Source organism: Streptomyces sp. NBC_01481 (genome assembly GCF_026339995.1).
Lineage (GTDB): Bacteria > Actinomycetota > Actinomycetes > Streptomycetales > Streptomycetaceae > Streptomyces.
The window spans coordinates 748,732-770,024 of sequence record NZ_JAPEPT010000002.1; the positions used below are offsets into that span (position 1 = coordinate 748,732).

Below are 21,293 nucleotides of genomic sequence, written 5' to 3' on the forward strand. Positions count from 1 at the left end.
GCCCACAGTCGGCCGCTATGCACGACACACGGCGGCCGACGATGGTTGTGCGGGACGGCGCGCTCTTAGCGTCCGAGGCGCCCGCGCACCATGCCGACCATGGCGTTCAGTTCATCGATACGCATCCGCTTCGCAGCCACGAAGAAGACGCCCAGCAGCACAATCCCACCGCCGACCAGCGCGGCGAGCGAAGCCAGCGCCCCGTTGCCCAGCCCCTTGAGGACGAAGTATGCGACCGCGCCTCCGGCCGCCGCGGCGGGGACGGAAGCCATGCACAGGCGTGCGTACGTCCGCATGACATGGGCACCGTCCAGATCGCCGCCGAGGCGGTTCTTGAGCCGGCGCCAGGCGATGCCCACGCCGACGGCATAGGCGAGACCGTAGGAGGCACCCATGCCGACCACGGCCCACTGGGCGGGCAGGAGCACGTAACAGAGCGCCGAGGCGGCCGCATTGACGGCGGCGACGATGACCGTGTTGTAGAAGGGCGTGCGGGTGTCCTCGTACGCGTAGAAGCCGCGCAGCACGACGTACTGCACGGAGTACGGAATGAGACCGAGGCCGAAAGCCATAAGGATGAAGCCCATGCCCCGGGCGGCCTCAAGGCCGCTCGAGGAGAACAGCAGCGTGGACATCGGAACGCCGAGCGCCAGGAAGGCGAAGGCGACCGGGACGATCGCGACCGCGGAATTGCGCAGCCCCTGGGAGATGTCGTCGCGTACGGCACCCGGGTCGTTGTCGTGGGCGGCACGAGAGATACGGGGCAGCAGGGCGGCCATGACCGAGACGGTGATGATGGCCTGCGGCATGCCCCAGATCAACTGTGCGTTGGTGTAGGCGATGAATCCCGCGCCCTGCCTGCCGGAGGTTTCACCGGCAGCGGTGGCGAGCTGGGTGACGACCAGCACACCCGCCTGGTTCGCGAGGACGAACAGCACGGTCCACTTTGCGAGCTTGACGGTCTTGCCGAGGCCGTGGCCCTTCCAGTCGAAGCGCGGACGGAACCGGAATCCGGTCTCACGCAGGTACGGGATCATCGCAAGCGCCTGGACGACAAGGCCCAGCAAGGTGCCGATACCCAGCAGCCGGACACCCTCCGGCGGGATCGACTGGACACCCATGTTCGACTCGGCGGAGGTGCCGTACACCCAGATGAAGAGGCCGAACGTGGTGATCATGACGATGTTGTTCAGGACCGGGGTCCACATCATCGCGCCGAACTTGCCACGGGCGTTGAGGATTTGGCCCATGACCACGTGAATGCCCATGAAGAAGATGGTGGGCAGGCAGTAGCGGGCGAAGGTGACAGCGACGCTGTTGGCTGCCTCGTTGCCGGCGATGGTGTCCGACATCAGCTGGATCAGCAGCGGGGCCGCGAAGACCGCGACGGCGACGATGGCGGCGAGCGACACCATGACGAGCGTCAGTAGACGGTTTGCGTACGCCTCTCCGCCGTCCTCGTCGTTCTTCATCGCGCGCACCAGTTGCGGGACGAAGACGGAGTTGAGGCCACCGCCGACGGTGAGGATGTAGATCATCGTCGGCAGGGTGTACGCCACCGTGAAGGTGTCGCCGAGGAGGGCGGCACCGAGAGCCGCGGTGATCACGAGGCTGCGTACGAAACCGGTAAGGCGGGAGACCAGCGTGCCGGCCGCCATCACCGCACTGGACTTCAGCAGGCCGGAGGCTCGGCCGCCGGGCTTCCTGGGCGCGGGTGCCGCCGGGCTCGGCTCGGGGTCCGGAGCCGGCCGGCCCGCGTCCTGCTGGTCCCGGAAGAGGTGGGCAAAGGCGTCGGGCTCGGGCTCCTGCTCACCGGCCCGGGTCACCAGGTCGTCCACACCGGTGAACTGGGTGGTCCTGGCGTCGTCCCCGTACGGCAGGTGGCGGGAGGGACCGGAGGGCTCGGGCGGCGGGGTCTGCGCCCAAATACGGGGGTCCGGAGCGTGCTGGGGGTTGGGCGGCTGCTGGTAGAGCGACTGAGGCTCCTGGTAGGTGCCGGGGGGCGGCGGCGGGTGGGAGGCGCGGTCGTAGAGGGCCTCGGCCACCGGGTCCTGCGCGGACAGGTCCTGCGCCCGGTACGGATCGGGGGCGTAGGCCTCCTGGAGGTACGGGTCCTGTGCATACGGGTCCGGGGTGGGCTGGGGCGGCGGCGGACCCTGGGCAGCCGGGTCTCCGCCCGCGCCCTGACCGCGGTCACCGTCGTACGGCGCGTTCATTGCCACCCCACCTCATCGTCCCCGGCCGACCGGCCACGACATCGCTCAACGGTCCACTTTCTCACCCGCGCCCGATGGGTCACCGCTTTCGGGTCCGGTGTCCGGTGTCGGGTCACTCGGCTGCCCAGCATCAGGACTGTCGATGCCTTCGCCCGAGCCCTCTGTGCCGTCCGTGTGGTCCGAGTCTGCCGATTCCTCCGAGGCATCGGGGGCCTGGGGCCCCTCCGTGTCCTCCGCGGCCGCCTGGCGGGCAGCAGCGCGCTTGCGCTGGCTGTACATCTTGATCCCTGCGAGGACGAGCAGCAGGACCCCGCCGGCGATGACGAGCATCACAGTGGGGGTGACCTCGGAGACCTTCACCGTGAACATCATGGGGTCGCCGTACGGCTTGCCGTCCTCGGTGAAGAGTTGTGCCCTCATCTGCACCGGACCGTTGGCGTTGGCCGCCGCGGCGAACTTCACCGACTGGCTGTGGCCACCCTCGACCTTGATCGGCTGCTCTGCGACGCCCTTGTCGTCGTCGAGGTTGAGGCGAGTGGGATTCTCCGACCTGAGCCGCAGCACGAGATGGTCGATCCCCTGGACCAGCCTGTTCTGCACCGTGACCGGGATCGTCGCACTGCGCCCCGAGAGCGTGATGAGCGACTTCTCGACCAGCTGCACCTCGTCGGTGAGGCTCAGCAGATAGCCCTGCACCTTGTCGCGGTACAGCTGGGCCTCCACCCGGTTGCCGCGCCACGAGGTGGACATCTCCCGGTCGATCGCCCTGCCGAAGGGGGTCTCCACCCGGTCCTTCGCGGTGAGGATGACCTTGAAGTTGTCGAGGGTGTTCTGCGTGGCTCTGATGTCCTGGAACGCCTGGACCGGCAACTCGTGCTTGCGCAGCCGATCGGGGTAGCGGGACGTGACGGGCACGTCGGTCGTGGCATCGGCGTCGGGGGCGGCGCCCGCCGCCGCGATCAGATCGAGCGGCTGCGTCCAGCGCTGAGCGTCGAGTGCCTTGAGTGCGCGTGCCATGGTTTGCGCCTGGGACGCGGTTGGCTGGCGCTGTGGGGCGACGACGATGCTCCGCTGCTTGTCGGTGTCCTGAAGGGTCAGCGCCAGCGTCTGGGCGAGGAACTCCTGCACTGCGAGCGTGGAGTTCTCCGTCTTGATCATGTCGCCCTGGAACGCGATGGAGAGCCGGGTGTCGGCGACCACGGCCGTTGTTCCGCCGCCGATCGGGCGTGCGGCGGTGGGCGTGTACGACAGGTTGTCGCTCAGGCTGTCGCTTCGGGCGATCACCTTGTGGGCGCCTGCCGAGGTGGCGACATCCACGATCGACGAGTCGATGGCGCCGTCCACGGGCCAGGCGAAGTCGGTGGACGGCTTCACATGGATGATCGTCTCGACGGTCGTCTCGGCGACTTCGGTGGCCGGCTGCAGATGGCTCAGGGATCCGGAGACGTTCTTGCCCCGGTGTGCCAGAGACGCCAGATCCGGGTCGGCGAACGGCAGGGCGACGACCTTGCTGCCCCGGACGGCGGCCTCTACGGAGCTCAGCCAGCGTTTGGCGATCGCCTGGTTCTTGCCCGCGACGGTGGTGTTCCCGCTCTTGACCTGGTAGCTCCTGGTCATCGCGTCGACCGTGGCCAGCAGGTCCGGATCGATGACCCAGGTGACGGGCAGCTGGCTGCCCAGTGAGACGAGCTGCTCCAGCCGGCCGCCCGGGGCAAGCTCCGTGGCCAGCGTCTCGTCCTCGAAGACGGGGGTCTGCTGCTCGTCAGACCCCGTCTCGGAGGTGAGATGGGTCGAGGAGATCAGCGGCCAGAGATAGGTGAACTGGGTCTTCTTCTCGGTCGCGTCGGGCTGCCAGGGCAGGAAGGTCCGCTCAACGCCCAGCACCTGCTCGAACGGCTGGGCCGCCGTCTGGCCCGAGAGGTACACACCGAGCTGGTAGACACCGTCGTCGTCGAGGTTCAGTTCTTTGACCGGGACATGGAGGGTGAAGTCCCTCCCGACGCCGGAGATGAGCTTCGGCATCTTGATCGTGTATTTGGCGTCGACCTTTGAAGCATCGAGGTCCGTCGTATTGCCGGTCCGCTCGACGGCGCGGTCGACGGCGATCCTGCCGGACAGCACCGGTCCGACCCGTAGATCGATCTCGGCGTCGGTGACGGTTTGCTTGCCCTTGTTGATCACCGTGCCGGAGATCGCGAGCGTGTCGCTCTTGCCGGGGGTGGCCGGCGTCAGAGTGTCGAGAGACACATCGACTCCGTGGGACCCGGAGGCGCCCTCGGCTGCCTGTGCGGCCGGTGTGAGTGGACCGCACAGCAGTCCGGCCACAAGCGGTACGCCCAGGATCAGGGAGGCTGTGCGGCGCAGCCACCGGCGGGCAGGAGAGGGACTCATCCCCTGGAAGTCTGCCGCCTCGGCCACGCGCTCGCCCGTCCCTTGTCGTCTGCTGCCGGTGGTGGTTCTCGGTTCCTGCGTCCACGCATGGTAACGAGGTGCGCTGTGTCGAAGTGCCGCGGAGTGCCCCACAAGATCGGATGGGCCGTCGGTCAGCCATAAACAGGGACGCTCCGGCCGGCCGGGGCACGTACCCTTTTCTGTTGTGCCGAACGCCAATGAAGACAACCCCACTGCACTGAGTCAGGTGCAGCGCCGCGCGGTGAGCGAACTGCTGCGGGTGTCCCCTGTCGCCGACGACCTTGCCCGCCGCTTCAAGGAGGCCGGGTTCAGTCTTGCCCTGGTCGGCGGCTCGGTCCGCGATGCGCTGCTCGGCCGGCTCGGCAATGACCTGGATTTCACGACCGATGCCCGTCCCGAGGACGTACTCAAGATCATCCGTCCATGGGCCGACACGGTGTGGGAAGTCGGGATCGCCTTCGGCACGGTGGGCTGCCAGAAGCAGGGCTACCAGATCGAGGTCACCACGTACCGCTCCGAGGCGTACGACAGGACGTCACGCAAGCCCGAGGTGTCGTACGGCGACTCGATCGAGGAAGACCTCGTACGGCGCGATTTCAGCGTGAACGCGATGGCTGTGGCGCTGCCGGAGAAGGAGTTCATCGATCCTCACGGAGGCCTGGAGGATCTCTCCGAGCGCGTCCTGAGGACTCCCGGTACGCCCGAGGAGTCCTTCTCCGACGATCCGCTGCGCATGATGCGGGCCGCTCGCTTTGCCGCGCAGCTGGACTTCGAGGTCGCGCCCGACGTCGTCACCGCGATGAAGGAGATGGCGGACCGTATCGAGATCGTCTCCGCTGAACGGGTGCGCGACGAGCTGAACAAGCTGATCCTCTCCGCCCATCCGCGCAAGGGGCTGGGGCTGCTCGTCGACTCGGGCCTGGCCGACCATGTGCTGCCCGAGCTGCCGGCGCTGCGGCTGGAGAGTGATGAGCACCACCGGCACAAGGACGTGTACGAGCACTCTCTGACCGTCCTGGAACAAGCCATGGACCTGGAGGAGAACGGGCCGGATCTGGTCCTGCGGCTGGCCGCGCTGCTCCACGACATCGGAAAGCCGCGCACCCGGCGTTTCGAGACGGACGGCAGGGTCTCCTTCCATCACCACGAGGTGGTGGGCGCGAAGATGACCAAGAAGCGGATGACCGCTCTCAAGTACTCCAACGACATGGTCAAGGACGTCTCGCGGCTCGTGGAACTGCATCTCCGGTTCCACGGCTACGGAACCGGAGAGTGGACCGACTCGGCGGTGCGTCGGTACGTACGCGACGCAGGCCCACTGTTGGACCGGCTCCACAAGCTCACCCGCTCCGACTGCACCACGCGCAATAAGCGCAAGGCGAGTGCCCTGTCCCGGGCCTATGACGGGCTTGAGGAGCGCATCGCTCAGCTGAAGGAGCAGGAGGAGCTGGACGCGATCCGGCCCGATCTGGACGGCAACCAGATCCAGGAGATCCTGGGTGTTGGTCCCGGCCCCGTGATCGGCAAGGCATACGCGTTCCTGCTGGAGCTGCGCCTGGAGAACGGGCCGATGGAGCATGATGCGGCGGTCGCAGCACTGAAGGAATGGTGGGCGACCGAGGCCGAGCGCGCCCGCTGAGCCTGAAACGGCGCCATGTTTCACGTGAAACATGGCGCCGATCGACGAGCAAGGGGCGATGTTTCACGTGAAACATCGCCCCTCGGAGTATGCGGCTGCTTCCGCGACTACTTCTTGATCTCGTTCAGGCAGAGCACAAACTGCTTGCCCGAGCTGCGCCGGCCGCCGCGCGTCTGCTCGAAGTAACCGACGTCGGCCTTGCCCTCGCAGAGCTTTTGGTCGGTCGTGTCGGCGTGAACCTCGACCACCTTGTAATCGGCCTTCGCGTCACCGCACTTCACGACCTCGAGATCTGGAGTGATCTTGGAGCCGCTGTTGTGCATGCAGTCGCCGACCTTCGCGTTTTCGGCGTCGTCCTGGCTCGTGAAGTAGACGATCGCGAAGACTATGAGGGCGATGACCACGCCGATGATCTTCAGGATGTTCTTGATGCCGAGACCCCGGCGTCCGGACGAGGGCGCCGGGGGCGGCGGCGCCCCCCACTGCTGCTGCGGCGGGTAAGGCTGCGTCGGCTGCTGCTGGGGGTACCCGTATCCCGCCTGAGGCTGCTGCGGGTGGGGCTGCTGCTGCGGATATCCGTAGCCGGGCTGCGGCGGGTACGGCTGCTGAGGCTGCTGTGCGTACGGGTCAGGCTGTCCGTAGGGGCCTGGGCCCTGCTGCGGCGGATAGGTCATGTGGGAGTCCCCCGATTGGCGTGTGCGTCGATCTTTTGACGCGGGCACGCTATATCACCGCGCCAACATGCCTCCAACGGGCCATCGTTGCCGCCACCGCCGCATAGATGACCGCCACCACGACCACCAGCTGAACCGACCGGCCGTCAGGGGGCAGCATCAGTGCGGCGATCGCCGCAGCGCCCACGAAGGCGACGTTGAACAGCACGTCGTACAGGGAGAACACCCGGCCGCGGTAGGCGTCGTCCACGGACGTCTGGATCACAGTGTCCGTGGCGATCTTCGCGCCCTGGGTGATGAGCCCCAGGATGAACGCGGCGACCAGTATCGGCGCGGGCTCGAAGGGCAGCCCCAGGGCCGGCTCGAGGACGGCTGCCACTCCCGCGCACGCCACCACCCAGCCGAACTGGCCGAGTCGGTCGACCGCATACGGAGTGACCACCGCCGCTGCGAAGAATCCGGCGCCCGAGATGAGGATGGCCACACCGAGCAGGGCGAGGCCGTCCGACTCGTTCGCGTACCAGGCGTACCGGCACAGCATCAGCACCATCACGGTCAGGGCGCCGTAGCAGAAGCGCATCAGAGTCATCGCGAACAGCACCTGGGCGGCAGCGCGGCGCTCGGCCAGATGCCGCAGCCCGCCCGCCAGACCGCGTGCCGTCGACGCCAGCGCGGCACCCAGGCGGGGCTGGACCAATTGCTGGTCGGGGCCGAGAAGTTCACGCGCCATCCGCAGCGAGGCAAGCGCCGAGCAGAGATAGAGCACAGCGCCGAGCATCACCACCGCCGCATCGGACTCCTCGGACACCAGGCGTACCGCGAAGGCGAGTCCGCCGCCCGCGGTCGCCGCGAGTGTGCCCGCTGTCGGTGAGAGGGAGTTGGCCATGACGAGTCGGTCCGCGTCGACGACCCGCGGCAGCGCGGCGGAGATACCGGCCAGCACAAAACGATTGACGGCGGTGACTGAGAGGGCCGAGGCGTAGAAGAGCCAGTCGGGTACGGAGAGGAGGATCAGCACCGCGGTGCCGCTCGCGAGGAGGGCCCGCAGGAGATTCCCGTACAGGAAGACCTGCCTGCGCTGCCAGCGGTCCAGCAGGACGCCCGCGAACGGGCCGATCACGGAGTACGGCAGCAGCAGCACGGCCATGGCCGAGGCGATGGCAGCCGGCGAGGTCTGTTTCTCCGGGGAGAACACCACGTACGTGGCAAGCGCGACTTGATAGACGCCGTCGGCCGACTGGGAGAGCAGCCGGACCGTCAGGAGCCGGCGAAAGCCGGCAAGGCGCAGGAGTACGCGCAGATCACGTACGACAGGCATGCGATCAAGCGTCACACACGCCGAGGGTCCCCGGGCGGATTACCCGGGGACCCTCGGCAGACGATCAGCTGAACGCTTAGCGCTCGACCTCGCCCTTGATGAACTTCTCGACGTTCTCGCGAGCCTCGTCGTCGAAGTACTGGACCGGCGGGGACTTCATGAAGTAGGAGGACGCGGAGAGGATCGGGCCGCCGATGCCACGGTCCTTGGCGATCTTCGCGGCGCGCACGGCGTCGATGATGATGCCCGCGGAGTTCGGGGAGTCCCAGACCTCGAGCTTGTACTCGAGGTTCAGGGGCACCTCGCCGAAGGCACGGCCCTCGAGGCGGACGTACGCCCACTTGCGGTCGTCGAGCCAGGCCACGTAGTCCGACGGACCGATGTGGACGTTGTCCTCGCCCATGTCGCGGTCACGGATCTGCGAGGTGACGGCCTGCGTCTTGGAGATCTTCTTGGACTCAAGGCGCTCACGCTCGAGCATGTTCTTGAAGTCCATGTTGCCGCCGACGTTCAGCTGCATCGTGCGGTCCAGGATGACGCCCCGGTCCTCGAAGAGCTTCGCCATCACCCGGTGCGTGATGGTGGCGCCGACCTGGGACTTGATGTCGTCGCCGACGATCGGGACGCCCGCCTCGGTGAACTTGTCCGCCCACTCCTTGGTGCCGGCGATGAAGACCGGGAGGGCGTTGACGAACCCGACCTTGGCGTCGATGGCGCACTGCGCGTAGTACTTCGCAGCGTCCTCGGAGCCGACGGGCAGGTAGCAGACCAGAACGTCGACCTGCTTGTCCTTGAGGATCTGGACGATGTCGACCGGGGCCTCGGCGGACTCCTCGATGGTCTGGCGGTAGTACTTGCCCAGGCCGTCCAGGGTGTGTCCGCGCTGCACGGTGACGCCGGTGTTCGGCACGTCGCAGATCTTGATGGTGTTGTTCTCGCTGGCGCCGATGGCGTCCGCCAGGTCGAGGCCGACCTTCTTGGCGTCCACGTCGAAGGCGGCCACGAACTCGACGTCAGAGACGTGGTAGTCGCCGAACTGGACGTGCATCAGACCCGGCACCTTGCCGGCCGGGTCGGCGTCCTTGTAGAACTCGACGCCCTGCACCAGCGAGGCGGCGCAGTTGCCCACGCCGACGATGGCTACGCGAACCGAACCCATTCCGGTTGCTCCCTGTGTGTTCTCGGTATTCCGGATGAAACCCTGCGGATCGCAGCGCTTCACTTGGCGGTGTCGTCGGACGGATCCGGCGGGGTGGAGCTTCCGGGGGGTGTGCCCCCGGATGACTCGGCACCCCTGTGCCGGGGCAGGCCGCCCGTCTCTCCAGATGTGGTGTCCTGCTGAGCTGAGCTCTCGGGGGCGGGCTGTCGCTGATCCCGCCCCGCTCGCTCGCTCTCAATGAGCTCGTTCAGCCAGCGCACCTCGCGCTCCACGGATTCCATTCCGTGTCGCTGCAGCTCAAGCGTGTAGTCGTCGAGGCGCTCACGGGTGCGCGCCAGCGAGGCGCGCATCTTCTCCAGGCGCTCCTCCAGCCGACTGCGGCGGCCCTCGAGCACCCGCATCCGCACCTCGCGCTCCGTCTGCCCGAAGAAGGCGAAACGAGCCGCGAAGTGCTCGTCCTCCCAGGTGTCCGGGCCGGTGTGCGAGAGCAGTTCCTCGAAGTGCTCCTTACCTTCTGCCGTCAACCGGTAGACGATCTTGGCTCGGCGCCCTGCGAGTGAGGCGGCGAGCGCGTCTTCGGGAGCGCTTCCCGGCTCCTCGATCAACCAGCCGTTGGTAACCAGCGTCTTGAGGCAGGGGTAGAGCGTCCCGTAACTGAAGGCCCGGAAGATTCCCAGCGAGGTGTTGAGCCGTTTCCGCAGCTCATACCCGTGCATCGGGGCCTCACGGAGCAGACCGAGCACGGCGAACTCAAGGATGCCCGAGCGTCTGCTCACCCTTGCCTCCCTCGCCGTCTCGGTCGCCTATGCCGCGCTGATGTATCGACTCGATACATCAGCACGATAGAACGACGTGCCTCCTGCGACAAGAGGGGCCATGGTGAACGGCGTCACATCCTTAATTCACAGGCGGCGATATGCCTGATTTGTGGGGAACTTTGGCGCTGGGCGGGTTTTGACCGTGCGTAGTCTGTGCGCCATGTGCGCCATGCAGACCGCCGGGAACCAAGTGACGCCTGTGTGCGTCCTCGTCGTGGATGCACAGCGGATGAGCCCTTCGCGGGGCTGGTCCGTATTCATTTCGGGGGGACCGGAACTCAACTGCCGCTTCCAGGCGTCTCGCCTGCCCGAGGAGTAGTCGTTCGATGAGCGAGCACCGACGCAAACCGCCGCAGCCGCAGGGTGGCGGGCGTGCCGGGTCCAGGCGCGCTGCCCAGCAGCCCTCCGGCCGCCGCGCAGCCCCGTCCCGGGGTTCCACTTCGGGATCACCCTCCGCTTCGTACGGCGAGGAGCGTCCGTACGGCAGCCGGGCCGAGGCCCGCCGGGCCGCCCAGCGCGGCGGTAGCCGCAGGCGCGTCGACGAAGGCGCGGGCGCCGGTCATGGAGGCCGGGGCGGCGGACGCCGCGGCGGAGGCGGTGGGGGGCATGACGGCCCCGGCCGCGGTCGTGGCGGAGGGCCGTCCAAGAAGCGCCTGATCGACTATCCGCGCCACAACAAGTACGGATGGCGGCGCTGGGTGCCGTCGTGGAAGCTGGTCACCGGGCTCACCCTGGGTTTCATCGGAAGCCTGATGGCCGCGGCGACCATCGCGTACGCGATGGTTGAGGTGCCGGACCCGCAGTTGACCGCCAAGGCGCAGAACAACGTCTACTACTGGGCCGACGGCTCGCAGATGGCCGCCACCGGTGGTGAGATCAACCGGCAGATTGTCCCGATCTCTGAGATTCCCGAGGACATGCAGAACGCGGTGATCTCGGCGGAGAACAAGACATTCAAGAACGACTCGGGCATCGACCCGATGGGCATCGCCCGAGCCTTGAAGAACATGGCCACGGGCGGGCGGACCCAGGGTGGTTCCACGATCACACAGCAGTATGTGAAGAACGCCATGCTCGGTGACCAGTCCCAGACTCTGACCCGGAAGTTCAAGGAGCTGTTCATCTCCATAAGGGTCGGCACGGACCTGGAGAAGCCGGAAATCATGGCCGGCTACCTGAACACGTCGTACTACGGACGCGGTGCGTACGGAATCCAGGCCGCGGCCCGTACCTACTGGGGCAAGGACGCCAAAGATCTGGATGCCGGGCAGTGCGCCTTCCTCGCATCGCTTCTGAAGGGCGCGACCTACTACGACCCCGCCGGCGCCACGGACATCGACGTCACGGCGACGCCGGAGGCGAACACGGCCAGAGCCGTCGAACGCTGGAGCTGGATCCTCGACGAGATGGTCAAGGACCAGCACCTCACTCCCGCGGAGCGGGCCAAGTTCACCAAGTTCAAGATGCCCAACCCGATCACGAAGAAGGCGCAGCTGGGTGGCCAGGTCGGCTATCTGGTCGACCTCGCCAAGTCGTACTTCCTCAACAACAACGACCAGGGCATTGACGCCACCAGGCTCTCCCAGGGCGGCTACGCGATCCATACGACCTTCGACAAGGCCAAGGTCAGGAAGCTCGCGGAGTCGGTCAAGAAGGTCCAGGACGCGAACATCAAGCCCAAGAAGCGCCCCGACACCGACACCCATGTCCAGTTCGGCGGTGCGTCGGTCGATCCGAAGACCGGGGCGATCGTCGCCATCTACGGCGGTGAGAACGCGACCAAGCACTTCACCAACAACGCCAACGAGACCGGTGCCCAGGTCGGATCGACCTTCAAGCCGTTCGTCCTGGCCGCCGCGCTGCGCGACGGGGTCCGCAACCCCGAGCTCGGGCAGGAGCAGGGCACGTCCGAGCGCAAGATCGTCGACCCCGACAAGAGCAGGTACAGCGGCAAGAACAAGCTCAAGATCAAGGACTACGACGGTTCCATCTGGCACAACGAGGAGGGAAAGGAGTGGCTCCAGACGAACGACGGCGGCGAGTCGTACGGGGACATCGATCTGCGTGAAGCCATGGTCCACTCTGCGAACTCGCCCTTCGTGCAGCTGGGCATGGACCTCGGTATCCCGACGGTCCGGCAGTCGGCCATCGACGCGGGTCTGCTCGAGTCCAGCCTGAACAAGTCGAACGTCCCGTCCTTCTCGATCGGTATTTCGTCCCCGAGTGCCATCCGCATGGCCGGTGCCTACGCGACCTTCGCGGCGAACGGCAAGCAGAACGATCCGTTCTCCGTCACCCGCGTCGAAAACGAAGGCAAGACGGTCTTCGAGCACGAGGTGAAGCCCAAGCAGCGCTTCACCACCGCTGTCGCGAGCAATGTGACCGACGTGCTCAGGTCCGTCGTCGACGAGCGCGAGGGCACCGGTAAGAACGCCCGGATTCCCGGCCGTCAGGTCGCGGGCAAGACCGGTACGACCGACGGCAACAAGTCGGCCTGGTTCGTGGGCTACACGCCGCAGTTGTCGACCGCGATCGACATGTACCGCCTCGACGACAACGAGAAGAACAAGAAGCGCAAATTCCTCGAGATGTACGGCACCGGCGGTCAGGACAAGATCCACGGTGCGTCCTTCCCGTCCGAGATCTGGCAGACGTACATGTCGGAAGCGCTCAAGGACCAGCCGGTCGAGCCCTTCCCCGAGCCGGAGCCCATCGACGGTGAGGCCGTCTGGGGCGGCGGCGCCTCCAGCCCGCCGCCGTCGCCGACCGCCACCCCGTCCGGCACCCCGTCCCCGACGCCGTCGAACACGCCGTCCGGCTTCCCGTCCGGAAGGCCCAGCCCGAGCCAGTCCTGCGATCCGTGGAAGGACTTCACCTGCGGCACCACGGGTGGCAATGGCGGCAACGGCAGCGGCGGAAGCACCACCGATCCCACCAGCACGCCGACGATCAGTCCGTCGACATCATCGCCAGGCACGAACGGCAACGGCGGCAATGGCAACGGAGGCTTCATCGGAGGCTCGGGGTAGCGGCCCGTGATCAGCTCCGCGTAACGCCAGGGCCGCCGCACCCGGAACGCACAGCATGTGCGTTCCGGGGCGGCGGCCCTGGCCGTGTCCCCGACTTCGTACGGCAGGATGTGCAGCATGCCCAGCGCAGAAGAGACGAGCGTGTACCAGGACCGGACGCAGCGGCCGGACGTACGGCCCACGCGGCGGGACTCCGTCGCCGCGTCCGGAAGCGAGCTGATCGGCGGTCCGGCAGGCCGCTTCGCCCTGCGCGGCAGCGGTGGCTGGTTCTCGCCCGTACGCGTCGTCGCTCTGGTGGCCATCGGGATGTTTGCGCTGGGCATGGTGCAGAAGATGCCGTGTTACAACTGGGCCTGGTTCAGGGGTACCAGTTCCCAGTACACGCACGCGTGCTACTCCGACATTCCGCACCTCTACGTGGGGCGGGGTTTCTCCGAAGGGCTCATTCCGTACTTCGACCGGCTGCCGGGCGACATGCAGTACCTCGAGTACCCCGTCCTGACGGGGCTGTTCATGCAGGTCGCCTCGTGGCTCAATCTGGCCGGCGGCTCCATTCAGAACCAGGAGCAGACGTACTGGATGGTCAATGCGGGCATGCTGATGATCTGCACCGCGGTCATCGCTGTCTGTGTGGCCCGCACCCACCGCCACCGCCCCTGGGACGCCTTGCTGCTGGCTCTGGCGCCCGCCTTCGCGCTCACCGCAACCATCAACTGGGACCTGCTGGCGGTGGCCCTCACGGCCGCCGCGATGCTGATGTGGTCACGGGGCCGGGCACTGGCCTTCGGCATCCTCATCGGGCTGGCGACCGCTGCCAAGCTCTATCCCGTACTGCTGCTGGGCCCGCTGCTGCTGCTGTGCTGGCGGGCCGGTAAATGGCGGGAGTTCGCCACGGCGGCGCTCGGCGCGGCAGGCGCCTGGCTGGTTGTGAACCTGCCAGTGATGCTGATGGCGCCCGAGGGGTGGAAGAAGTTCTACACCTTCAGCCAGGAGCGGCAGGTCGACTTCGGCTCGTTCTGGCTGATCATCACGCAGCGCACGGGCGAGCCGCTCGATGTCGACTCGGTGAACACCTACGCGACGCTGCTGATGCTCCTGGCCTGCGCCGGAATCGCGGCGCTGGCGCTCGGGGCGCCCAGGCGGCCACGCTTCGCGCAGCTCGTGTTCCTGGTCGTCGCCGCGTTCATCCTCACGAACAAGGTCTACTCGCCGCAGTACGTACTGTGGCTGATTCCGCTCGCCGCGCTGGCCAGGCCGCGCTGGCGGGACTTCCTGATCTGGCAGGCCTGCGAGGTCATGTACTTCCTGGGCATCTGGATGTATCTCGCGTACACCACGAGCCCCAAGCACCAGGGGCTGCCGCCGGAGGGCTACCAGCTGGCGATCGCTCTGCATCTGCTGGGGACGCTGTATCTGTGCGCGGTGGTCGTACGGGACATCCTGATGCCGGAGCGGGACGGCGTACGGCAGGACGGGTCGGACGACCCGTCGGGCGGTGTGCTCGACGGGGCCGAGGACATCTTCGTGGTGGGACGGGCGGCCCATCCGCCGCGGCATGCGGCGCACGCGGTGGATGGACCCAGAGTCGAGTGGGGGACGCAGCCCAAGACGCCCGGAGACGCCCGCCCGTCGGCCTAAGGCAGCCTCGGGCGGCCCGGACCCCGGGCCACCGCTTTCGTACGGCCTAGTGGTCCACGAGGCGGTCGAACTGCGTCGTCGTGTGGCGCAGATGAGCCACCAGCTCGTCGCCCACCTTGGGCTCCTGGGAGTCCGCGGGCACGAAGAGGATCGAGACCTGCATGTGCGGGGGCTCGGCGAACCAGCGCTGCTTGCCCGCCCACACGAAGGGCGAAAGGTTCCGGTTGACGGTCGCGAGGCCCGCGCGTGCGACGCCCTTGGCGCGCGGCATCACACCGTGCAGGGCTTTCGGGGCCTCCAGGCCGACGCCGTGGGACGTACCGCCCGCGACCACCACCAGCCAGCCGTCGGACGCGGCCTTCTGCTGGCGGTACCCGAAGCGGTCGCCCTTGGCGACGCGGGTGACGTCGAGGACCGCGCCGCGGTACTCCGTCGCCTCGTGGTCGCCCAGCCACAGCCGCGTGCCGATGCGGGCGCGGAAGCGGGTCTGGGGGAACTGCTGCTGGAGTCGGGCCAGTTCCTCGGCGCGAAGGTGGCTGACGAACATGGTGTGCAGCGGCAGCCGGGCAGCACGCAGGCGGTCCATCCAGCCGATGACCTCCTCGACCGCGTCGGAGCCGTCCGTACGGTCGAGCGGCAGATGCAGGGCGAAGCCTTCGAGCCGTACATCCTCGATGGCGGCATGCAGCCGGCCCAGGTCCTGCTCACTGACGCCGTGGCGCTTCATGGAGCTCATGCACTCGATGACGACCCGTGCGCCCACCAGCGCGTGCACACCGTCGACCGACGAGACGGAACGGATGACGCGGTCGGGCAGCGGAACCGGCTCCTCACCCCGGCGGAAGGGTGTGAGGACCAGGAGATCGCCGCTGAACCAGTCCTTGATCCGGGCCGCTTCATAGGTGGTGCCGACGGCCAGCATGTCGGAGCCGAAGCGGGAGGCCTCCTCCGAGAGGCGCTCGTGACCGAAGCCGTAGCCATTGCCCTTGCAGACCGGTACGAGGCCGGGGAACTGGTCGATCACGGACTTCTGGTGCGCCCGCCAGCGCGCGGTGTCGACGTAGAGGGAGAGCGCCATGGCCGGCCCGGAACCTTTCTGGTGGCTGCGGTGTATCAGAGGTATGAGCGAGATCTACGAGATTACGGCGTCGCCCGTGAAGAGGTCGGCCGCATCGTCAGCGTCGCGACATGTAGATGTCGAGCGCCTTGTGCAGCAGCTTGTTGAGCGGGAAGTCCCATTCGCCGACGTACTCGACGGCTTCGCCGCCCGTGCCGACCTTGAACTGGATCAGACCGAAGAGATGGTCGGTCTCGTCGAGCGAGTCGCTGATGCCGCGAAGGTCGTAGACGGTCGCGCCCATCGCGTAGGCGTCGCGAAGCATCCGCCACTGCATCGCGTTCGAGGGCCGGACCTCGCGGCCGATGTTGTCGGAGGCGCCGTAGGAGTACCAGACGTGCCCGCCGACGACCAGCATGGTGGCCGCGGACAGGTTCACGCCGTCGTGCCGCGCGAAGTACAGCCGCATGCGGTTGGGGTCCTCGTTGTTCAGGACCGTCCACATGCGCTGGAAGTACGAGAGGGGGCGCGGCCGGAAGTGGTCGCGTACAGCAGTGATCTCGTACAGCCTCTGCCACTCGGCCAGGTCGTCATAACCACCCTGGACGACCTCGACGCCGGCCTTCTCGGCCTTCTTGATGTTGCGTCGCCACAGCTGGTTGAAGCCCTTGAGGACATCGTCGAGCGAACGGTTCGCCAGCGGCACCTGATAGACGTACCGCGGTTGTACGTCACCGAAGCCGGCACCGCCGTCCTCGCCCTGCTGCCATCCCATCTTCCGCAGCCGGTCGGCCACTTCGAAGGCGCGGGGCTCGATGTGCGTCGCCTCGACATCGCGCAGGCGCTTCACATCCGGGTCCTGGATGCCGGCCTTGATCGCCGGTGCGTCCCAGCGGCGGATGACCACCGGGGGGCCCATCTTCACGGAGAAGGCGCCCTGCTGCTTGAGGTGGGCGAGCATCGGCTGCAGCCAGTCGTCCAGGTTCGGGGCGTACCAATTGATCACCGGGCCTTCGGGCAGGTACGCGAGGTAGCGCTTGATCTTGGGCAGCTGGCGGTACAACACCAGGCCCACGCCCACCAGTTCACCGCTCCTGTCGAACCAGCCCAGGTTCTCCGACCGCCATTCGGTCTTCACATCAGCCCATGCCGGGACCTGGCAATGACTGGCCGAGGGCAGGGTCTGGATGTACGCCAGATGCTGCTCTCGGCTGATGGTCCTCAGGGTCAGGCTCATGCGGGGCGCTCCTCGGCAGGTGTGTCCCCATGGGTACAGGGGCTCCGGCTCTCGCGCCGAAGCCTACTGGGCCGTGGGAACGCCCCGCGTTGCCGTGGGAGAACGGGGCTAGTAGCCGATCAAGCCACCGAAGAGCCCGCCGTCTGCCATGGCGAGGTAGAAGCCGAAGGCGGAGGCGCCGAGTCCGAGGATCAGGAGGAAGCGTTCACGGGTCGTGGCCGAGATGAACTGGCCGTATGCGCCCGTGAGAACTCCGATGAGACCGGACCAGGAGCTGAGGATATGAAGGTTGTCGAACTGCGCCGTCGTGAACGACAGCGCGCCCAGCACCAGGGTCACCACCATCAGAGTGTCCTGGAGCGGATGGGGTTTGCCGTCCGTGGCGAAGAGAGAGCCTGTGGGGTTCGGTCGCATTGTTTGTGCCATGAAGCACCTCCTGGCGGTCCGGAACGCGGCACACTGTGACGCCGCGCACACCCGATGCGTACAGGGTGCGGCCCGTGACCACCGGATTTCAACCGGAAGCACGTCTGCGGGTAGTCTGAACGGTCTGCACCGGTGTCTGTCCAGGCCAGAGACGATCCCCCGGGATTGTCAGTGGCGGCGGCTACCGTTGCTTACGCATCACGACCCTCCTGCCACGGAACGACCGTGGCCGCTGAGTCCAAAGGAGGTGGGTTCCACATGCGTCACTACGAGGTGATGGTCATCCTCGACCCCGATCTCGAGGAGCGCGCTGTCTCCCCGCTGATCGAGAACTTCCTCTCCGTCGTCCGTGAGGGCAACGGAAAGGTTGAGAAGGTCGACACCTGGGGCCGTCGTCGTCTCGCTTACGAGATCAAGAAGAAGCCCGAGGGCATCTACTCGGTCATCGACCTGCAGGCCGAGCCTGCGGTCGTCAAGGAGCTCGACCGCCAGATGAACCTGAACGAGTCGGTCCTCCGGACCAAGGTCCTCCGTCCCGAGACCCACTGAGCACCTAGCTCAGAGGTCATCGGGTTTCGAGTAGCAGCAAGCAGCCAGCAGCAATCCCGCCGAGAGGTTCACCCATGGCAGGCGAGACCGTCATCACGGTCGTCGGCAATCTCGTCGACGACCCCGAGCTGCGCTTCACCCCCTCCGGTGCGGCGGTCGCGAAGTTCCGTGTCGCGTCCACTCCCCGCATCTTCGACAAGCAGACCAATGAGTGGAAGGACGGCGAAGGCCTGTTCCTCACCTGCTCGGTCTGGCGTCAGGCGGCGGAGAACGTCGCGGAGTCGCTTACGCGAGGCATGCGCGTCGTCGTGCAGGGCCGGCTGAAGCAGCGGTCCTACGAGGACCGCGAGGGCGTCAAGCGCACGGTCTATGAACTGGACGTCGAGGAAGTCGGCCCCAGCCTCAAGAACGCCACGGCCAAGGTCACCAAGACCACCGGTCGCGGTGGCCAGGGTGGCTACGGCGGCGGTCAGCAGCAGGGCGGCGGCAACTGGGGCGGCGGTCCCAGTGGCGGTGGCCAGCAGCAGGGCGGCGGCGGTGCACCCGCCGACGACCCCTGGGCCACCAGCGCGCCGGCCGGCGGCGGCCAGCAGCAGGGCAGTGGGGGCAGCTGGGGCGGAAGCTCCGGCGGTTCCGGCGGCGGCTACTCGGACGAGCCTCCCTTCTAAGGGCTGCTCGTACCCCACTTCTTGATCACACAGGAGATACACCATGGCGAAGCCGCCTGTGCGCAAGCCGAAGAAGAAGGTCTGCGCTTTCTGCAAGGACAAGACCGTATACGTGGACTACAAGGACACGAACATGCTGCGGAAGTTCATTTCCGACCGCGGCAAGATCCGTGCCCGCCGCGTTACCGGCAACTGCACGCAGCACCAGCGTGACGTCGCCACGGCCGTGAAGAACAGCCGTGAGATGGCGCTGCTGCCCTACACGTCCACCGCGCGATAAGGGAAGGGTGACCGAATCATGAAGATCATCCTCACCCACGAGGTCTCTGGCCTCGGTGCTGCCGGCGACGTCGTTGACGTCAAGGACGGCTACGCTCGCAACTACCTGGTCCCGCGTGGTTTCGCGATCCGCTGGACCAAGGGTGGCGAGAAGGACGTGGCGCAGATCCGCCGCGCCCGCAAGATCCACGAGATCGCGACGATCGAGCAGGCCAATGAGATCAAGGCCCGGCTCGAGGCCGTGAAGGTGCGTCTGGCTGTTCGCTCCGGCGACGCCGGCCGTCTCTTCGGCTCCGTCACCCCGGCCGACATCGCCTCGGCGATCAAGACCGCCGGTGGTCCGGACGTCGACAAGCGTCGCGTTGAGCTCGGTTCGCCGATCAAGACCCTGGGCTCGCACCAGGTGTCCGTGCGTCTGCACCCCGAGGTCGCCGCAAAGCTGGGCGTCGAGGTCGTCGCCGCGTAACGCTGCGCTCGGCTGATTAGTACGAAGGGCTGTACCCCGTGGGGTACAGCCCTTCTGCTGTGCGTTCAGCAAAGTTTCACGTGAAACAGCAAGTTTCACGTGAAACATCGACGCTCAGCGGGTCACGGTTCAGCGGGTCGCGCCAGTGACGATCCAGCGGCCGGAGCGCGCTCGCTGCCAGAGCGTCAGCATGCGGACCGTCATCATCAGCGTCATGGCCCACCACAGGGCGGTCAGTCCGCCGCCCAGCGCAGGAATGAGCAGGGCCACCGGCGCGAAGACCGCCAGGGTCAGCAGCATTGCCCCGGCCAGGTAGGGGCCGTCGCCTGCTCCCATCAGTACGCCGTCGAGGATGAAGACCACGCCCGCGATCGGCTGGGAGACGGCAACGACCAGCAGGGCCGGGAGAAGGGTGTTGTGCACGGCCGAGTCGCTGCTGAACAGGGGGATGAGGAGTGGCCGCGAGACCACGACCAGGATGCCGAGCACCACACCGGAGACGACGCCCCACTGCACCATCCGGCGGCAGGCCTGACGGGCGCCCTCGGCGTCGCCCGCACCGAGATAGCGGCCGATGATCGCCTGTCCGGCGATGGCGATCGCATCGAGCGCGAAGGCCATCAGGCTCCACAGGGAGAGAACGATCTGATGGGCCGCGATTTCGGTGTCACCGAGGCGGGCAGCCACGGCGGTGGCGATCATCAGGACGGCACGCAGCGAGAGAGTGCGGACGAGGAGGGGGACGCCGGCTTGGGCGCCGGCCCGTATGCCGGCGGCGTCGGGACGCAGTGAGGCGCCGTGCCGTCGGGCTCCTCGTACGACGACGATCAGAAAGGCGGCGGCCATGGCGGCCTGTGCGATGACGGTGCCCCAGGCGGAGCCGGCGATGCCGAGGCCGGCACCGTAGACGAGTCCTGCGTTGAGTGCCGCGTTGGCAGCAAAGCCGCCTATGGCTACGTACAGCGGGGTCCGGGTGTCCTGGAGGCCTCGCAGTACTCCGGTGGCGGCCAGCACGATCAGCATCGCTGGGATGCCGAGGCTGGAGATCCGGAGGTAGGTGGTGGCGTACGGGGCGGCGGTGTCGGAGGCCCCGAAGGCATGGACGAGCCAGGGCGCCGTGGGCAGGGTGACGGCGACAACGGCGACGCCGAGAAGCAGCGCGAGCCAGATGCCGTCCATCCCCTGGCGGATGGCGGCGGCGAGATCGCCCGCGCCGACGCGGCGGGCGACGGCGGCCGTGGTGGCGTAGGCGAGAAAGACGAAGACGCTCACGGCGGTCATGAGCAATGCCGCCGCGACTCCCAGACCGGCGAGTTGTGGTGTGCCGAGATGGCCGACGATGGCGCTGTCGACCATCACGAAGAGCGGCTCGGCGACGAGGGCGCCGAAGGCGGGGAGGGCGAGTGCGACGATCTCTCGGTCGTGGCGTCGCCGGAGAGCCTTCGGTGCCGTCGGAGCCTGAGTCATGGCGGCAATCTAATCTTCCACAGGTAAGAGATGCAACTGTCTTGCAGTCCTTACCGATGGTCAATATAGGGGCTCGACTGTGTGCCGTTTGTTCTGATCTTGATCCAGTCGGCAAAGTTTTTCTCCCCCACAGCCGGTGGACGGAGAAATTCCAGGTCAGGGCATGTGTGGCGGGATGGTTATGACTTTGTCCACAGTGCTGTCCCCCGGTCCGTGCACAGGTTCCGGAGGGTTCTCCACA

At 67.0% G+C, this 21,293-nt stretch carries 17 protein-coding genes; 7 read left to right on the plus strand and 10 right to left on the minus strand.

Going from position 1 to position 21,293, the window contains the following annotated elements; all coding sequences use genetic code 11:
- Nucleotides 1-65: 65 nt before the first annotated feature.
- Nucleotides 66-2,216: a murein biosynthesis integral membrane protein MurJ gene (gene murJ / locus OOK40_RS14045; RefSeq protein WP_266480603.1), complete on the minus strand. Its 2,151-nt coding sequence runs from the start codon at nucleotides 2,214-2,216 to the stop codon at nucleotides 66-68.
- Nucleotides 2,217-2,261: 45 nt separating this feature from the next.
- Nucleotides 2,262-4,634 carry a DUF6049 family protein gene (locus OOK40_RS14050; RefSeq protein WP_266480605.1) on the minus strand — a complete coding sequence of 791 codons (2,373 nt, stop codon included), beginning with the start codon at nucleotides 4,632-4,634 and terminating at the stop codon, nucleotides 2,262-2,264.
- Nucleotides 4,635-4,812: 178 nt separating this feature from the next.
- Between OOK40_RS14050 and OOK40_RS14055 the strand changes: the two genes are divergently transcribed.
- Nucleotides 4,813-6,267, plus strand: a complete 1,455-nt coding sequence (locus OOK40_RS14055; RefSeq protein WP_266480606.1) for a CCA tRNA nucleotidyltransferase — start codon at nucleotides 4,813-4,815, stop codon at nucleotides 6,265-6,267.
- Between the two features lie 107 nt (nucleotides 6,268-6,374).
- Here the strand turns inward: OOK40_RS14055 and OOK40_RS14060 are convergent, their stop codons facing one another.
- From OOK40_RS14060 to OOK40_RS14075, 4 genes are all read right to left on the minus strand, one after another.
- Nucleotides 6,375-6,941 (minus strand): hypothetical protein, encoded by a 567-nt coding sequence (locus tag OOK40_RS14060; RefSeq protein ID WP_266480609.1) that lies wholly within the window; start codon nucleotides 6,939-6,941, stop codon nucleotides 6,375-6,377.
- Nucleotides 6,942-6,990: 49 nt separating this feature from the next.
- Nucleotides 6,991-8,259 carry an MFS transporter gene (locus OOK40_RS14065; protein WP_266480611.1) on the minus strand — a complete coding sequence of 423 codons (1,269 nt, stop codon included), beginning with the start codon at nucleotides 8,257-8,259 and terminating at the stop codon, nucleotides 6,991-6,993.
- Nucleotides 8,260-8,335: 76 nt separating this feature from the next.
- A complete protein-coding gene (locus tag OOK40_RS14070) occupies nucleotides 8,336-9,418 on the minus strand; it encodes an inositol-3-phosphate synthase (protein WP_266480612.1) in 1,083 nt (360 codons plus the stop codon).
- A gap of 59 nt (nucleotides 9,419-9,477) precedes the next feature.
- Nucleotides 9,478-10,194, minus strand: a complete 717-nt coding sequence (locus OOK40_RS14075) for a PadR family transcriptional regulator (protein ID WP_266480614.1) — start codon at nucleotides 10,192-10,194, stop codon at nucleotides 9,478-9,480.
- 368 nt (nucleotides 10,195-10,562) lie between these two features.
- On the opposite strand from OOK40_RS14075, the gene OOK40_RS14080 reads away from it, so the two are divergent.
- Together OOK40_RS14080 and OOK40_RS14085 are read left to right on the plus strand one after the other, a co-directional pair.
- Entirely contained in the window at nucleotides 10,563-13,265 is a 2,703-nt protein-coding gene (locus OOK40_RS14080; protein WP_266480615.1) for a transglycosylase domain-containing protein, read from the plus strand.
- A gap of 117 nt (nucleotides 13,266-13,382) precedes the next feature.
- Nucleotides 13,383-14,903, plus strand: a complete 1,521-nt coding sequence (locus tag OOK40_RS14085) for a glycosyltransferase family 87 protein (RefSeq protein ID WP_266480617.1) — start codon at nucleotides 13,383-13,385, stop codon at nucleotides 14,901-14,903.
- 46 nt (nucleotides 14,904-14,949) lie between these two features.
- Here OOK40_RS14085 and OOK40_RS14090 read toward each other — a convergent pair whose 3' ends face one another.
- From OOK40_RS14090 to OOK40_RS14100, 3 genes are all read right to left on the minus strand, one after another.
- Nucleotides 14,950-15,981, minus strand: a complete 1,032-nt coding sequence (locus OOK40_RS14090) for an alanine racemase (RefSeq protein ID WP_266480620.1) — start codon at nucleotides 15,979-15,981, stop codon at nucleotides 14,950-14,952.
- Between the two features lie 97 nt (nucleotides 15,982-16,078).
- The gene (locus OOK40_RS14095) at nucleotides 16,079-17,197 is read right to left on the minus strand and encodes a peptidoglycan bridge formation glycyltransferase FemA/FemB family protein (protein WP_266480621.1); all 1,119 of its coding nucleotides are present in this window, start codon (nucleotides 17,195-17,197) and stop codon (nucleotides 16,079-16,081) included.
- Between the two features lie 108 nt (nucleotides 17,198-17,305).
- On the minus strand, nucleotides 17,306-17,623 hold the full coding sequence (locus OOK40_RS14100; protein WP_266480624.1) for a hypothetical protein: 318 nt from the start codon (nucleotides 17,621-17,623) through the stop codon (nucleotides 17,306-17,308).
- A gap of 258 nt (nucleotides 17,624-17,881) precedes the next feature.
- Between OOK40_RS14100 and rpsF the strand changes: the two genes are divergently transcribed.
- The 4 genes from rpsF to rplI all read left to right on the plus strand — a co-directional run bounded on the left by rpsF (nucleotide 17,882) and on the right by rplI (nucleotide 19,585).
- Nucleotides 17,882-18,172 carry a 30S ribosomal protein S6 gene (gene rpsF, locus OOK40_RS14105; protein WP_004950685.1) on the plus strand — a complete coding sequence of 97 codons (291 nt, stop codon included), beginning with the start codon at nucleotides 17,882-17,884 and terminating at the stop codon, nucleotides 18,170-18,172.
- A gap of 74 nt (nucleotides 18,173-18,246) precedes the next feature.
- Complete coding sequence (locus tag OOK40_RS14110; RefSeq protein WP_266480625.1) at nucleotides 18,247-18,840, plus strand: single-stranded DNA-binding protein; 594 nt, start codon at nucleotides 18,247-18,249, stop codon at nucleotides 18,838-18,840.
- Nucleotides 18,841-18,883: 43 nt separating this feature from the next.
- The gene (gene rpsR / locus OOK40_RS14115; protein ID WP_003956534.1) at nucleotides 18,884-19,120 is read left to right on the plus strand and encodes a 30S ribosomal protein S18; all 237 of its coding nucleotides are present in this window, start codon (nucleotides 18,884-18,886) and stop codon (nucleotides 19,118-19,120) included.
- A gap of 18 nt (nucleotides 19,121-19,138) precedes the next feature.
- On the plus strand, nucleotides 19,139-19,585 hold the full coding sequence (rplI, locus tag OOK40_RS14120) for a 50S ribosomal protein L9 (protein ID WP_142214744.1): 447 nt from the start codon (nucleotides 19,139-19,141) through the stop codon (nucleotides 19,583-19,585).
- 129 nt (nucleotides 19,586-19,714) lie between these two features.
- Here rplI and OOK40_RS14125 read toward each other — a convergent pair whose 3' ends face one another.
- Nucleotides 19,715-21,052, minus strand: coding sequence for an MATE family efflux transporter (locus OOK40_RS14125; RefSeq protein ID WP_266480628.1), 1,338 nt, complete (start codon nucleotides 21,050-21,052; stop codon nucleotides 19,715-19,717).
- Nucleotides 21,053-21,293 lie beyond the last annotated feature (241 nt).